The following is a 16,537-nucleotide window of genomic DNA, read 5'->3' on the forward strand; positions in this document are numbered from 1 at the left end:
ATATCACTTATGGCAGAGGTGAAAGAACTCGAATTAGTAGAAAATGAAACTAAGGTTGACAAAAACAGAACTTTAGTATTGTACAATGATGACGTTAACACTTTTGAGTTTGTAATAGATTCTTTGGTAAAGATCTGCAAGCACGAATTAATGCAAGCCGAACAATGTACCTGGATAGTTCATTACAATGGGAAATGTAGTGTGAAAGAAGGGAATTTTAGAGATCTTAGACCAATGAGACAAGCCTTAAGTGAAAAGGGTTTGACTGCAAAGATTCATTGATCAAATTTTATTAAACTATTTGTTATGCAATTGAAAACTAAATCGGTATTATTTGTTTGTTCAGCAATAATTTTGCTGGCATCTTGTAAAAAAGTAGATGCGGGTGAAGGGATTCAAACAGAGAAAAGGTTTGAAATTGCAGACTTTGACAAAATCGTTTATTCCACCGTTGGAAAATTGACCTACACACAATCAGATTCTGACCGCTATGTTACGGTGAAAACGAATCAGGACATGTTTGAAATATTAGATGTTTATGTAGAGAATGGCATCTTATACATTGAAACAGAAGACAATTATAGCATTAAAAATGGAGATCAAATGATCATTACAGTTTTTGATGATGATGTAAATGATATCGTAGCTTCAGGAAGTGGAAATGTAACAGCTAATTTTGATGAAACATACAATTTTGATGGCCATAGCTTAAGTTGTAGTGGATCCGGGAACATTAATGCTAATGAAGTACATAGTCAATCTCAAAATTTGTCAACCTCAGGTTCAGGAAGCATCAATTTATCTGCTTTGTATACTGAAGTTACCACTGTCAAAATAAGTGGCTCAGGAGGGATTACTACAAGTGGAAATACCAATGAATCTAACGTAACCATGACAGGAAGTGGAAGTTTTAAAGCCTTTAGTTTTTTCACTTATCACACTAATATTACCAATTCATCTTCAGGAAATGCTGAAATTTCAGTTGACAGCTGGTTAGATTGTCAAATTTCAGGTTCAGGAAATGTTTATTATAAAGGATCGCCGATAATAGTTTCCTCATCTACAGGTTCAGGAAAGTTGATTGATGCAAATTAAATGCTGTTGATTAATTGATGACTAAATTTTAAGTCAGTGTCTTTAAAGTTGATTAATTTCAACTTATCGCAACACCAAAAAAAATATACTCCTTAACGCAGCTCACTAAATCTTTTGAGAATTTTATTCTTGAAAAATTTGGAAGTACATCTTATTGGGTTGTAGCTGAAATTGCCAAAATCAATGAAAAAGGAGGGCATTATTATCTTGAGTTGGTTGACAGTGAGGATAACCGAACTTCTGCTTTGTTTTCTGCTAATATTTGGTCTTCAACTTATGGTCAGATCTTTAATAAAATTGGTCCTGACTTACTGCAAATACTCAAGCCGGGGAACAAGGTACTTTTCTCGGTTCGTATAGATTACCATAGAATTTATGGACTTAAATTGAATGTGCTTGGCATTGATCCTTCATATTCATACGGTGAAGTAGAGAAACGGAAACAAGAGACTATACTCAAGTTAAAAGAAGAAGGTCTGTATGATCTTCAATCTCAATTGTATTTACCTGTTATTGCTAAGCGAATTGCATTAATTGGATCATCCGGAACTGCGGGATATAGAGATTTTTTGAACAAGCTAACTTCAAATGAGGTATACAGAAACTTTAAAATTAAAGAGTTTCAGGCAAGTGTTCAGGGAGATAAGGCTGCTGCTGAGCTGATAACTGCATTGAAAGAGGCAAGATTATATGATGTTGAGGTGATTGTAATAGTGAGAGGGGGAGGAAGTAAGATGGATCTAAATGTGTTCAATGACTATGATCTTAACCGTGAAATCTGTTTGACAAAAATTCCTGTTATAACTGGGGTAGGGCATGAATATGATGAGGTAGTAGCAGATTTGATATGCAATAAAATGTGCATTACCCCAACAGCTGCGGCTGAGTTTTTGTACAATCAAATAGGAATTTTTTCAGCTCAAATGAGAAGTGCTTATGATGCTATTATTAATAGATCCCGTGAGCAACTGAGTGGATTAAAGGATGAATTCTACCATCTGCATAAGTATTTAATTCATAACAGTAAGCAGTTCCTAATTGAGTACCAATGGCAGTTAAAAGAGGATTCGCACCGCATGCAAAAGTTGTTTTTACATGTGTTAAATGCAGAATCAGGTAGGATTGATCTTCTCAAAGACAAAGTGAAATCCCAAAGTTTAAACCGTTTGCATTTAGCTCAAACGGCAGAATTACCTGCTAAATTGGATAAGCTTGAAATGTTGCTGACATCCTTTATTGATCAGAAAAAAGTGGAGTTAAATGGAGTAGAGGAAATGTTGAATATGTTAAATCCTGTCAGGTTGTTAAAAAGTGGATATACCATTTCAACCATTGATGATATAGATGTAAATAAAATTAATGATGATTTGGAAGGGAAAACAATGAAAACCCTGACCTCAAATGCATTGATTAGTAGCGAAATAAAGTCGGTAAAAAAGAATTGATATGGAATTAAAGAAAGATTTGAAATACGAGGAGGCATTAGAGCAATTGCAAGAGATCGTAAGTCTTTTAGAGCGCAAAGAAATCAAAATAGACGATTTGGCAGATAAAGTAAAAGAGGCCAAAGCTTTGGTGGAGTTTTGTCGTAAAAAGTTAGAGAAAACCGAAGAAGAAATCAATAAAATTATTGAACCGGAAAATAACCAAGAGTAAAAAAATCTGATTGGCCGAATTATTATTAACACTCTGTCAAAACATTATCAATATGAGTATTAATACCTATGTTATTTAGTACTAAAAAAGTGAGTTATGTCACTTTTCTATCATCTCAATTGGCTTATTTTTGGGGTAGGAAGGATGAATGGAAAAGACGCTCTACATACTTAAAGACGATAAAGTCTCTGGGAAAGAATTGTCCAAGTTTTTGAAAAACAGGGGATTTAAAGTTGTAACTAATTCTTTTGATTCACAGGGTTTAACGGATCATATCACCCAGGAAAAACCAGATTTATTATTAATTGAAATCAATCTCGAAAATAGAGATCAAAGTATTGCTTTAATTGAACGATTGAATAAGAAAATTGAGCTTTCTATTCTGATTCAAACTGCTGATTTCAATCTACTCGATACCTCTAAATTATTTAAAAATAATGTTTACGGAGTAGTTTCAAATGATGCTTCAGAAGAGGAATTGTGCGTTAATATTTCCATAGCTATTGAAAGACATGAAGAAGTTTGGCATAATAAATTTGATAAGTATTTTCTAAATGAAGCACAACGACTGGCAAATATTGGTCATTGGAAGTTAGAAATACAATCTAATAGGTTAACATGGTCAGATGAAACGTATAGAATTTTTGGAAAAGAAATTGGAAATGAGATTGCAACTTATGAAGCTTTTTTAGACATAATTCATCCTGATGATAGAGAAAAAGTGAATGAGGCCTACTCAAATTCTTTAGTAACTAAACTACCTTATGAAATTGAGCACCGAATAGTAGTCAATGGTGAAATAAAGTATGTGGTAGAGAAATGTGAAACTTTTTATAATGATGATCAAGCGGTACTGTCAATTGGAACTGTTCAAGATATAACCCAGCGAAAAAATGTTGAATTAGAACTTATAAGAGGGAAAAATAGTTTTAGTGAGATATTTCAAAATTCCTCTGATGAAATCTATTTAGTTGATTCTAAAACGCTAGAGATTTTAGAAGCAAATTACGCCGCGGCTGAAAAATTAGGATACTCTCCCAATGAATTAATTGGGAAAAAAGTGTTTGAAATTGCAAATCCTGAAATTGAATTTGACTTACTTGTCAAGCAACTTAGGGATTTACAATTAGGAGAATTGTATGAAGGTGAAGGAAGTCATGAAAACAAGACAGGATTGAAGTATCCTGTAAAAGTGAAAATTAAAAAAATCTGGATTGAAAGTGTTGAAGTACTTCTTGTGACTGCGGAAGATATTTCTGTAGAAAAAGCACTTAAAAAAAGGAAACAGATTGAGTTTAAAACGCATGAAATAATCAATAGATTGCTTTCAATTACTGTTGTTTCAAAATCTATCGATCAATTTTTGGCACATGCTTTAGATGTGCTCTTAGAGTTACCATTTTTAGGTGATTTGGAAAAAGGAATTATTTTTTTAAAAGATGAAAATGGAAATTTGAAGCAAAGAGTTTCAAGGAATGTAGAAGAAGAAAAGATCAAAACTTGTGGTATAATTGGTAAGGGATCATGCGTTTGTCATAAAGTTTTAGAAACACAAAAATCTCAATTTGTTTGCTGTGATGTTAACGAACATGAATTCCCTGATTATACTGATCTTGACATTGTAAACTATAATGTGGCAATTACTCACCATGAAGAATTGTTGGGTTCTCTCTGTTTGTATTCTAACATAAAAACTGATGGTAGAGAAAATATGGAATTGCTCAATACTATTGGTAAATCAGTAGGATTGATTTTGGTCCGATTTAGGGATCATAATAAAGTTCAGCAAAGTGAAAGTCGTTTTAGAGAATTGACAGAAACTTTGGATGAAGTTTTCTGGTTGGCAGATTGGGAGACAAAAAAAGAAATTTACATCAGTCCTTCACACAAAAAATTGTACGAGCAGGATATTGAACTGTTAATGGAGGATAACAACGCCTGGGAAAAAAGAATTCATCCTGATGATCTGGAAAGAGTAAGGAAAGAATATTGGAACAATGTGATTTCCGGAAAGTATGATGTAGAGTTTAGGATTGTTATGGATGATGGGCGAATTAAATGGGTGCACGAAAGAGCTTATCCAATTTATGAAAATGGTGAAGTGGTTAGGATTGCGGGTTATGTGAGCAACATAACTGACAAAAAAGCAATGGAATTTGATCTTAAAGAAAGTGAAGAAAAGTACAGAACATATGTTGAAAATTCTGCTGACGTAATTAGTATTTCTGATGAACAGTTCAATTTGATTTTTAATTCACCGAATAATGAATATGTTTTTGGGTATGGTGCAGAAGAACATATTGGTGGAAATGTATCTAGTTTGGTGAATGTTGACGATAAGGAAACTTTAACGGAGGCTTTTAAGTGGCTTAAGAACAACAAAGGCGAACTTATTACTGTTGAGTATAGGTTTAAACATAAAAATGGAGAATGGATTTGGATTGAATCTACTATTAAGTATGTAGAAAAAAATTATACTGGTACTCCTTATTTTATTGTTAGTTCAAGAGATATAACTACTAGAAAAACAATTGCAGAAGATCTTATAAAAAGTGAGAAAAGATATAGAACCCTATATAATAATAATGCAGCTGGATTGTATAGAATTGATGTGAATGGTAAAGTATTAGAATGCAATAATACTTTCGTGCAACAAATGGGTTTTGAAAAAAAATCACAATTGATTAATAAGAACATTTTTGATATAGTTGACTGTGATATTGACATCATTGCTGAGTTAGAAGCAAATAAGGGTGAGCTAAATTCCAAAGAAACAATGATGAGATTGTTGGATGGTCGTGAAATTAGACTACTTCAAAATATTAAGCTAATCAAAGATGAAAATGGTAATAATATCTGCTTTGAGGGATCAACAATAGATACTACAACATTGATGGAAGCGGAGAAGGCCAAGAAGTTAATTGAGGTAATTCCGGCTGAAAATCCAAATCCTGTTCTGAGAGTAGATTATAATATGAAGATCCTTTTTACCAATGAGTCTGCTGATGTTTTAGGGAGAAGAATTGTAGAAGACGGACACTTGAATTCTAGACGTTTGGTAAAGTTCTTGAAAGAATTTATTCCTTCTAAAAAAGCAAAAGAAGAGATTGAAGTTAAGATGGGGGCTGATTATTATTTGTTTTATGCAGTGAACATTATAGACCATCAATATGTTAACCTCTACGGTACAAACATTACGAGCTTAGAAGAATCAAAAGCTGCTCATTTACAGTTGAGTATGAATCTTGAGAAATTGGTGGAAGAAAGGACAAGAGAATTGGAATCAACTGTTCAAGAATTGAACAGCGAAATTGCCTCAAAAATGGAGGTTCAAACAAAACTTCAAAAATCAGTTAATGAAAAAGAGGTTCTGTTGAACGAAATAACCCATAGGGTTAAAAATAACTTACAAGTTATTGCCAGTTTATTAAGCCTTCAGAAAAATAACATTGATAATGTGGAGTCACTTGAATTATTGTCAGAAACAGGACATAGAATTAAATCAATGGCATTAATTCATGAAACGCTTTATCGTTCAAGTGATTTTAGTAAAATTAATTTCCAGGCTTATCTGGATTCTTTGATCAGGTATGTCATGAATTCATTTGATACTAGGCATATCAAAATTGATGCAGATGTTGATGCTGTTGATTTGACAATTGATACGGCTACTAGTTGTGGGATGATTGTAATGGAAGTAATAACCAACTCCATTAAATATGCTTTTCCGGAAAAGGAAATGGGGTATATCAGAATTTCATTGAGAGATGAAGGAGATAATTACTTCCTTATGAAAATTGCGGATAATGGTAGAGGAATAAAAAGTGATTTCAACTATGAAGAATCTGACACCTTGGGGATGCAATTAATTTTTGGTTTGGCCGAACAATTAAATGGAAAAGCTAAGTTGACAAACGATAATGGACTAATTACAGAAATTCAATTCCAGGATACTAAACGTCACAAGTATGAGTGAGGTAAAGAAGATATTTATAACAGAGGATGAATTTATTGTATCTAAGAATTTGGAATCTAAACTTAAAACTTTAGGTTACGAAGTAACTGGTACCTCTCCATCCGGAGAAGAAGCTATTCAAAAAATCCGTAAAAATCCACCTGACATTGTTTTGATGGATATAATGTTGGCCGGAGAAATGGATGGGATTGAAACAGCCAAAATGATTAGAAGCGAATTTGATATTCCGGTTATTTTCTTAACAGCTTACAGCTCAGAAGAAATTTATCGCAGGGCAGCTTTGGCAGAACCCTATGCTTATATAATCAAACCTTACGAAGAACGTGAACTTGAAATAAACATTGCAATTGCTTTATACAAAAGTAATATTGAAAGAGAATATGCTAGAAAGCAAATTGAGCTGGAAGAGCTGAATGACAATTTAGATCGTTTAGTTGAAGAAAGAACACAAAAACTATTAAAAGAAATAAGAGAAAGAAAAGAGGCACAAGAACTTCAACAAAGATTTTTCAACGTAATAGAACAGTCAAGTGATCATGTGATGATTACTAATGAAAATGGAGTAATTGAGTATGCTAATCCTGCCATGTGCGCTTACACTTTGTATGATAAAAATGAAGTAATTGGTCAAAAACCAAGCATTTTTAAATCTAATATGTATGATGATTCATACTATACACAGCTGTGGTCAACTATTACTAAAGGAAGAGCATTTTCTGATGAGTTTGTCAATAAAAAGAAAAATGGTGACCTATACACCGTTGCTCAAGTGATATTACCCCTGAAAAATCTTGAAGGAAGAATTACTCATTTTGCTTCCGTTTCTAGAGATTTCACGGAGAAAAAGAAGTTTGAAAAAAAATTGATGGATGTCCAGGAAGATGAAAGAGCAAGAATCTCCAGAGAATTACATGACGGTATTGGGCAATCGGTAGCAGCTATTAAATTGGGTATAAATAGAATTGTAGAGAAGTATAAAATTCCTGAAAACGAATTTTCTGAAACAATGAATTTGATAGAATCTCTAACTGCATCAGTTAGGGAGATTTCTTATGATTTAATGCCAAGTGTTTTAAGAGATTATGGCTTGATTGCTGCCACAAGTAAGGTGATTCAGCAAATTGAGAAAAATACACATATAGACATATTTTTTAGACATGATGAAGAGAAAAGACTTCCGCAAGACATGGAACTTTCACTCTTTAGAATTATTCAAGAAGCGCTTAATAATTCAATAAAATATTCGGGAGCTTCAAAAATACAACTGTCTTTAGCGTGTATGGATGAAAAGGTTTTACTGGATGTAATTGATAATGGACACGGCTTTGATTACAAGAATGTAATGGAAGTAAGTGGGCAAGGTATCAGAAATATGAAACACAGAGCTCATTTGATGAATGGTGTTTTTCAATTGCAATCGAGTGAAGACGGTACGGAAATAAATGTTAGAATTCCTTTTAAGAAATGTTAGTATGATAAAAGTTATGTTGGTGGATGATCACCAGGTGGTGAGAAATGGACTTAAGGCCCTTATTGAGAAGGATAATGAAATAATTGTCTCAAGTGAAGCAGAAAGTGGTGAGGAAGCCTTGGAGAAAGTGAAATTTTCTGAAGAGTTGGATTTGATTATTACTGATATGTCTATGCCAGGGATGTCAGGGATAGAGCTTACAAAGCGACTCAAGGAATCTTATGCAAATTTAGGCGTTTTAATATTGTCAATGCATGAAGATGAAGAGTACATTATGGATGCGCTCAATGCAGGTGCAATGGGATATCTAACTAAAGATGCTCCTACTGATGAAATTTACAGTGCCATTACAAGTATTTCCAAAGGGAAAATGCATTATTCAAGTTCATTGACAGATATACTGGCACGCCAAATTATTCGTAAAAACAAACGTGAAGATGTATTAGAATCTAAGAATATTACGGAGAGAGAAATGGAAGTGTTGCAGCTCATCATAAAAGGATTGAGTAATAAAGAGATTGCAGAAGAGCTTATTGTGAGTAAAAGAACAGTAGATAATCATAGATTTAACTTGATGAGAAAAATGGGAGCCAAAAATACAGCAGATATTGTTAGGATTGCCTACGAAAATCAACTTGTTCTAAATGATAAGGATTAACAATTTGATAGTATTTCTTAAGTAGAAAAGTGCGTCATTATGGCGCACTTTTTTTGTATGTAGGTATTTGTACTTATATGTGTGCCATTCAGTACTCATGTAAATTGAGATTTTAAGCCAGTATTTAATTCAGTTACAACTTACTAGGTTTACAATTCACATTGGGAAGCGTGATAATATCTGTAGGTAATAGAAAAGGTGGTACCGGAAAAACTACCACTGTTGTGAATCTTGGTAGGGCATTGTCCTTAAAAGGCAAAAATGTGCTATTAGTTGATCTTGATCCTCAAGCAAATCTTAGTTATAGCTATGGAATTAGTACTGAGGGCTGTGTGCTAGGTGAAGTTCTTCTGGATAAACATATAGATTCAGGCTCTATATTTTATAAGGATGGACTCGATCTGATACCTAGTAACACAGACCTCCAGGAGTATGAAGCTGAATTGATCAGGTCTAATGCACCTAAAACTGCATTGAAAGAGGCTTTAGAAGATGTAAAAGATCAATACGATTTTATCCTTATAGATTGCCCTCCAACTGCCTCACATTTAACTGTGAATGCACTTATGGCATCTGATGCAGTATTAATACCAATGTTGATGGAAAACCTTAGCCTGGTAGGTTTTGAACAAATGATTGATTTAGTCTTTGACATTAAAACTAAATATCATTCTGAGCTATTTATTCTTGGTGTGGTAGGCGTTTTGGTTGATGAAAGAAGACACTTAACTACACAAATTTTAGAAGCCTTAAGAAGTAATTATGGAGTAGATGTATTCAACAATTATGTCAGACAAAATGTAAAGGCAGCAGAAGCTCCGGCTAGTGGACAATCAGTAATTGATTATGCACCAACATCTAATAGTGCTAAAGATTACATAGCAATTGCAAATGAATTACTAAAAATATTGAATCAGAGCTGATTGAACGCTTATAAAAATAGCAACTATGGAAACACAAGTTAAGCAAAGTACAGACATAAAATCTCTATCCAAACTAAAGGTGTGGATTAAGAGAATTGGAGTAGTAGGATTCATTTTTTTCTTAGTTAAAGGATTGGTCTGGCTGGCCATTTTTCTAGGAGTTGGAAGGTTGTTCTAAAAACAAAAAAAAATTAAGATGGCACCAAAAACAAAAAAATCACTTTTTGAAAGAATTGGCGGAAAAGAAGCTTTAAACGCAGCTGTAGATATTTTCTACGACAAAATTATGGCTGATGAAAGCATCAATCATTTTTTTGAAGGGGTAGATATACAAAAACAAAAAAATAAACAAAGGGCCTTTTTAGCTTTTGCGTTCGGAGGCCCAGTAAAATACACAGGAAAAGACATGAATTCCGCTCATCATAGACCTCAGTCTATGGGAATGAATGAAGACCATTTTAATGCAGTAGCAGGACATCTGGTTGAAACGCTAAAAGAACTTGATGTTGATCAAAAATTGATTGATGAGGTAGTGGAAGTAGCGCTAAGTGTAAAAGATGATGTTTTAGGAAGTAATAAAAATAATGAAGAAAAAGAAAGACCAATGGGAACTAATGATAATCAACCTAAAGTAATAAAAACAGGTAACGGAACTAATGCAGACTCTGGAAACCTTTATAAAAACTTGCTTCAATACGCAGCAGATGCAGTTGTTACAATTGATGAAACACGAAGTGTGATATTTTGGAATCAAGCAGCTGAAAAAATCTGGGGATATACTGCTTCAGAAACAATTGGAAAAAACATCAAGAATTTTGTTCCAACAGAACATCAAGCAAATCATGACAATTATGTGGATGATAACATTAGAACAGGTGTTGACAAAATAGTAGGTACGGGTAGAGAAGTTGAAGTTGAAAGAAAAGACGGTTCTCGTGTACCGGTAATGTTGACCATGACAAAGTTTGCCGAAGGAGATAAAACTTACTTCATGGCCACTGTAAAAGATATTTCTGATCAAAAGAAAATGCGTGAAGAAGCAGCTCAGGCAGCTGAGGAATTACAGGCACAAGAAGAAGAATTGAGACAGAATATGGAAGAGCTTGAGGCTACGCAAGAAGCCATTGAAGCAGAGAAGAAGATTATGGAGAGTACTCTGGCTCAAGCTTTAGATTCAATCATTACAATAGATAACGATCACAATATTATTTTCTTCAATGATGCTGCTGTCAGAATGTTTGGCTATAACAAGGAAGAAGTAATGGGCCAAAATGTGAAGATGATTGTTCCAATGGAACATAGAGGCCCGCATGACGATTATATCAATAGAAATAAAACTACGGGAGAAGATAGAGTGGTTGGTAAATCAAGAGATTTAGAAGCTACTAAAAAGGACGGATCTAAGTTCTGGATCAATCTTTCTTTAAGTAAAGTTAAAACAGATGATGGTACACAGTACACTGCATTTATTAAGGATATAACTGAAGAAAGAGCATCTAAGGTTAAGGCAAACAGCTTACAAGCTGCAGTGGATACCGGTTGGGCATGTATTGAATTTCATCCTGATGGAACTATTATTGAAGCCAATCAAAATTTTGTAAATGCGCTTGGTTATAATTCGCCAAAAGATTTGGCCGGGAATCATCACAGAATGTTTTGTGAAGCTGAGTATAGTGGAAGCTCAGATTATGTTACTTTCTGGAATGAATTAGCAAATGGAGTGGTTCAGTCTGGTGAATTTAAGCGTATCCGTAAGGACGGTTCAGAAATTTGGATTAATGCATCATACACACCTGTTAAAGATGAAAATGGAAATGTATTCAAGGTTATAAAAATTGCAAATGATATTACCAATGTAAAACAACCTATTCTTGAAGTAAGTAAGTTGTTGGAATCATTGGCACAAGGGGATCTTTCTCAGGAATATAAAGCTCAAAATGCAGAGCAATATGTTGAAGAAATGGGACAATCTTTAAACGTTGCTATTAGAAGCTTTAATGATATTCTTTCTTCAATTAATGAGATCACAAATTTACTTGGTTCTTCTTCAGAGGAGTTGTTAACCAAAGCTGATCAAATGCAAAGTACTACACAGGAAGTTGCGTCTGCAATTCAGCAAATGGCTGAAGGAGCACATCAACAAGCATCTCAAACTGATGAAGCTTCTAAACTAGTTGAAGGAGTAATGAGAACTTCAACAGACATGGGTGTGAAAGCCGATATGATTAATAAAGCAGCTGAAAATGGTCAGAAATCATCAAAAGACGGACTTGCAACAGTACAAAAAGTTGTTGAAAATATGCTTGAAATACAAGGTTCGGCAGACACAACTTCAGAATCTATCAATGTTTTAAATCAGAGATCAGAAGAGATTGCTTTAACACTGAATGTAATTACTGACATTGCTGCTCAAACTAACTTGTTGGCTTTGAACGCAGCTATCGAGGCGGCAAGAGCCGGTGAAGCTGGAAGAGGTTTTGCTGTAGTTGCTGAAGAAATTAGAAAATTGGCTGAGGATTCAAGAAATTCAGCTGTAGAAATTCAAAAAGTTATTTCAGCCGTTCAAAAAGACATTACTCAGGCTAGCAAAGCTATTGATACAATGGGTAACAGTGTTAAAAATGGAAACCAAGCTTCACGTGAGGCTGAAGAAGTTTTTAGCATCATTGAAAAATCTACGGCAGAAACATTAGCGCTTTCTGAAGAAATTCAGCAAGCTACAGTTACTCAAAAAGAGTCAATAAATAGCACAGTAAAGAATATTGAACAGATTGTAGTGGTGAGTGAAGAAACTGCAGCTGGTTCTGAACAAGTAGCTACCTCTTCAAGAGAACTTTCTCAAGGAATGGAAGAAGTTACTGCAACAAGTCAGCAACTATCTGAAGTGGCAAATCAACTTCAAGATGGCGTTTCGAAATTTAACTTAAAATAATAACCTAAAACTCACTCGATTATGACATCAGAAAAAAAAGAGTTAACGGTTGAAGAAGTTAGAAAACAAGCTGCTCTTGAAAAAAAGCAAGAGGAGGTTGGTACCCTTGTGCAATTGATCATTTTCAAATTGGGAGAAGAAGAATATGCCCTGAATATTGATCAAATCAAAGAGGTGGTATTGACACCTGGGATAGCTAAAATTCCGCAAACACCTGATTACATCAAAGGTGTTGCTAATATCAGAGGTAACGTAATTGCCATTGTGGATCTTGAAAGAAAATTCAATTTAAGTGATACTGCAAAATTAGAGGAAAAAGGAAACTATACCCTAGTTGTAGAATCCGATTCATTTAAGATTGGAATTCTGGTAAAGGAGGTGCCTAACACTTTAACAGTTGCTGAAAAGGATATCGATAATTCTACCACAGTTTTACAGTATTCAAACCTAGATCAAGATTGTATTAGAGGTATTGTGAAATCTGGAGAAAGAATGATCATCATGGTTGATATGATCAAAATGATGGAAGCTGAAGATTTAAATAAACTAACTAAGAAATAGAACCTATATGAAAAAGACAGTTTTAATAGTTGATGATTCAATGTACATGCGAACATTGATTAAAGATGCTTTAGAAGAAGCAGGTTATGAAGTGCTTGGAGAAGCTGCTAATGGTGAGTCGGCAATTGACCAAGCTATGGAGCTTAACCCTGATCTAATTACATTGGATAATATCCTTCCGGATATGATTGGGATTGATATCCTAAAAGTAATCAAAGGAGAAGAGGCGTTAAAGTCTAAAGTTATAATGATATCTGCTGTAGGACAAGAATCTGTAGTGCAGGAAGGAATGTCAATTGGAGCGGAAGATTATATCGTTAAGCCTTTTACATCCGAGCAATTAATAGAGTCAGTTAGTAAAATTTTTGGATAGACGGAACTAATACATGTTGAGCAAGGAAATTAGGGTCGTTATAGTTGAAGATTCCGGTCTGATGAGATTAATCATATCAGACATTATTAACTCAGAACCAGGGCTAAATGTGGTAGGAACAGCCTTAGATGGCAAAGAAGCAGTTGAAGTTGTGGTAAGAACAAAGCCGGATGTTGTTTTGATGGACATGAATATGGGTGAGTATGACGGCCTTTATGGTGTTAAGCATATTCTTGAAAAATACAAAGTTCCAATTATCATACTTAGTGCTGTTGGAAACACAAATTTAGAACCCGTATTAGAAGCGTTGAGATTAGGAGCTTTTGATTATTTAAACAAACCAGTTGATAACAAAGCAAAGGTAAGAGCCATTGATCATCAAATTATTGAAAAGATTAAAACGGCAGCCTTAACTAATAACAAACATTTTTCAACTGAAAATGCTACCATTAAAAGAAACACTTTTACTCACACTTTTGATTCAAATCTGAATTATCATGTGATTGTGATTGGCGCTTCCACAGGTGGTCCTACAGCTTTAGAAAGAGTTATAACCAAATTGCCCGAAAACTTACCAATTCCGGTAATAATTGCGCAACATATGCCCGCAAATTTTATACCGTCGTTTGCAAAACGATTGGATGGATTAACACCCCTGAGAGTGAAAATAGGATACGAAAACGAAGAGATTTTGCCCGGAAATATTTATCTGGCACCTGGGGATAGAAATATGATAGTGAAAAGGAATTTAAATAATAAGGTTGTTATCGGTTTTACTCAAGTGAAATACCCAGAATATAACAATCCTTCAATTAATGCTTTGATGTTATCTGCAAATGAGGTGTACAAGAATAAAACAATAGGGGTTGTGCTTACAGGAATGGGGAAAGATGGGGCAAATGGTTTGTCTGCAATATATAAGTCCGGTGGTTATACAATCGGTCAAGATAAAACATCATCTGTGGTATATGGAATGCCAAAAGAAGTTGCAGAAAGAGGTGTAATCCATAAAGCAGTGAGTATTCATGAAATGGCAGGATTTATAGTAAGCTGCTTATCATAAATTTAATATGGCTACAAAAGACGATTATAAAGAAATGTTTGTCGCAGAAGCGCTTGAAAACTATGAAGAGTTGAATAAGCTATTCACAGTTTTGGAAAAGAATCATGCGGATAAAAAGGCGATTAATCAAATCTTTAGAATTACACATACATTAAAAGGAAATGCCATGGGAATGGGGTTCGAAGCAATTGCGGATCTGGCCCATGTGATGGAAGATGTATTCAGTGAAGTAAAAGAAGGTAAAATCTCACTTGACGAAGACCTTTTTAATAATCTATTCAAGGCCAATGATAAATTAGGTTTGCTGATAGATGCAATAAATTCTGAAGAAAAAGTCAATTATAAAGGCATTAGAACCAAGCTATCTGTTTTTCTTAAAAATGCGAGAGATGAAAGAGAAGAAGACAATGAGGAGAAGGTTGAAAGTGTAGAGACAGAAACTGAAAGTGAGCCTCAAAATGAATCAGAAGAACTTGTAGAAACCGGAGAAGCAGAAGTAAAAGAAGTTGAAACAGAAGTATCGGAAACTCAAGAAGAAATAGAAGAAGATGCAGTTCAGGATATCAATCTGGAAGAAGCAGAACAAATTGAAGATGAAGATCAACCTAAAATAGTTTTCTCAGATTTAGTTCAGGTACCTGTTAGAAAACTGGATAGCTTAATGAATCTGGTTGGTGAATTGATCATTGAAAGAGATAGTTTGATATCAAAAAATGCTGAGCACGGGTTCAATTCAAATATGTTAGCTCGTCTTCAACGCATAACATCAGATTTACAGTATGGTGTTATGGATGTGAGATTGATTCAAATTGGTTTTTTGTTCAATAAATTTCACAGGATAATTAGAGACGTTGCCAATATTGAAGGCAAAAAGGTTGATTTGAATCTTGAAGGAACAGAAATTGAAATTGACAGAAATATTCTGAAAATCATGTCTGACTCTCTAATTCATTTAGTCAGAAATTCAGTGAGTCATGGTATAGAAAAGCCTGCTGACAGAAAAAAGCTAAAGAAAAAAGAAAGAGGTCAAGTTACACTCAGAGCAAGAAATGAAAAAGATACTGTCATAATTGATATAATTGATGATGGTGCAGGAATAGATTATTCGACTATTGGTAAAAAAGCCGTTAAAATGGGTATTGTAAGCCAAGAGTACATCAATCAGGCTTCTGAAGATGAAATCATCATGTTGATTTTTGAACCTGGATTTTCTAATGCAGATAAAATAACAGAGGTTTCTGGAAGAGGTGTAGGAATGGATGTAGTGAAAAAAGCTACAGAATCTATAGGTGGAAATATTAAAGTAAAAACAGAAGTTGGAAAAGGATCAACTATTTCTTTATCTCTTCCTTCTTCAATGGCAGTTAAAGGTGCACTTCTTTTTGAGTTAAATAATCAAGAATATGCCGTTGCACTTTCGTATACAGAGGCAGTAGTTTCGCTCACCAAAAAAGACATACATAAAGTTAGTAATGGCTTAATGGCTAGCTATCTGGGTAAAACTATTTCTATCATCTTTTTGAATGACTTATACAACATCAACAATCTTTCTGAATTGAGTGATGAGGTAAATCTTCATGCCACATTTGATCAGGTAACAGATGATCAGAAACTAGATGTTTTAGTTGCTTCTTATGGTAATAAATATGTTGGATTTGTGGTAGACAAACTACTTCAACAAAAAGAAATAGTAGAAAAAACATTGGAACCGCCACTTCATGATATTGATCTTGTAAGTGGTGCAACAATATTGGGGAATGGTAATGTTTGTTTAGTGCTGGACATTGCTAACATAATAGGCACTTTATTTAATGATAAAAATTAGATCA

The 16,537-nt window shown here is 34.2% G+C and carries 14 protein-coding genes; all 14 read left to right on the forward strand.

All coding sequences use genetic code 11. From position 1 onward, the window contains the following. Positions 1-9: 9 nt before the first annotated feature. Positions 10-282: an ATP-dependent Clp protease adaptor ClpS gene (locus K6119_RS17860; protein ID WP_221834918.1), complete on the forward strand. Its 273-nt coding sequence runs from the start codon at positions 10-12 to the stop codon at positions 280-282. A 24-nt stretch (positions 283-306) separates the two neighbouring features. Then, the gene (locus tag K6119_RS17865) at positions 307-1,095 is read left to right on the forward strand and encodes a GIN domain-containing protein (protein ID WP_221834917.1); all 789 of its coding nucleotides are present in this window, start codon (positions 307-309) and stop codon (positions 1,093-1,095) included. 83 nt (positions 1,096-1,178) lie between these two features. Further along, positions 1,179-2,540 (forward strand): exodeoxyribonuclease VII large subunit, encoded by a 1,362-nt coding sequence (gene xseA, locus K6119_RS17870; protein ID WP_255715317.1) that lies wholly within the window; start codon positions 1,179-1,181, stop codon positions 2,538-2,540. Position 2,541: 1 nt separating this feature from the next. Then, a complete protein-coding gene (xseB, locus tag K6119_RS17875; RefSeq protein ID WP_221834916.1) occupies positions 2,542-2,751 on the forward strand; it encodes an exodeoxyribonuclease VII small subunit in 210 nt (69 codons plus the stop codon). Positions 2,752-2,899: 148 nt separating this feature from the next. Next, positions 2,900-6,727, forward strand: coding sequence for a PAS domain S-box protein (locus K6119_RS17880; protein ID WP_221834915.1), 3,828 nt, complete (start codon positions 2,900-2,902; stop codon positions 6,725-6,727). After that, on the forward strand, positions 6,720-8,198 hold the full coding sequence (locus K6119_RS17885; RefSeq protein ID WP_221834914.1) for a response regulator: 1,479 nt from the start codon (positions 6,720-6,722) through the stop codon (positions 8,196-8,198). The genes K6119_RS17880 and K6119_RS17885 overlap by 8 nt, the downstream gene beginning before the upstream one ends. Position 8,199: 1 nt before the next feature. Then, positions 8,200-8,856, forward strand: a complete 657-nt coding sequence (locus K6119_RS17890) for a response regulator (protein WP_221834913.1) — start codon at positions 8,200-8,202, stop codon at positions 8,854-8,856. Between the two features lie 170 nt (positions 8,857-9,026). Beyond that, positions 9,027-9,779: a ParA family protein gene (locus tag K6119_RS17895; RefSeq protein WP_221834912.1), complete on the forward strand. Its 753-nt coding sequence runs from the start codon at positions 9,027-9,029 to the stop codon at positions 9,777-9,779. A gap of 25 nt (positions 9,780-9,804) precedes the next feature. Then, on the forward strand, positions 9,805-9,957 hold the full coding sequence (locus K6119_RS17900; protein WP_221834911.1) for a hypothetical protein: 153 nt from the start codon (positions 9,805-9,807) through the stop codon (positions 9,955-9,957). A gap of 18 nt (positions 9,958-9,975) precedes the next feature. Next, the gene (locus K6119_RS17905; RefSeq protein ID WP_221834910.1) at positions 9,976-12,711 is read left to right on the forward strand and encodes a PAS domain S-box protein; all 2,736 of its coding nucleotides are present in this window, start codon (positions 9,976-9,978) and stop codon (positions 12,709-12,711) included. A 21-nt stretch (positions 12,712-12,732) separates the two neighbouring features. Further along, positions 12,733-13,272 (forward strand): chemotaxis protein CheW, encoded by a 540-nt coding sequence (locus tag K6119_RS17910; protein ID WP_221834909.1) that lies wholly within the window; start codon positions 12,733-12,735, stop codon positions 13,270-13,272. Positions 13,273-13,279: 7 nt separating this feature from the next. After that, entirely contained in the window at positions 13,280-13,645 is a 366-nt protein-coding gene (locus K6119_RS17915) for a response regulator (RefSeq protein ID WP_221834908.1), read from the forward strand. A 13-nt stretch (positions 13,646-13,658) separates the two neighbouring features. Continuing rightward, entirely contained in the window at positions 13,659-14,708 is a 1,050-nt protein-coding gene (gene cheB, locus K6119_RS17920) for a chemotaxis-specific protein-glutamate methyltransferase CheB (protein WP_255714471.1), read from the forward strand. A 7-nt stretch (positions 14,709-14,715) separates the two neighbouring features. Continuing rightward, positions 14,716-16,533 carry a chemotaxis protein CheA gene (locus K6119_RS17925; protein ID WP_221834906.1) on the forward strand — a complete coding sequence of 606 codons (1,818 nt, stop codon included), beginning with the start codon at positions 14,716-14,718 and terminating at the stop codon, positions 16,531-16,533. Positions 16,534-16,537: the final 4 nt, after the last annotated feature.

The sequence above is a fragment of the Paracrocinitomix mangrovi genome, assembly GCF_019740355.2.
Classification (GTDB): domain Bacteria; phylum Bacteroidota; class Bacteroidia; order Flavobacteriales_D; family Crocinitomicaceae; genus Paracrocinitomix; species Paracrocinitomix mangrovi.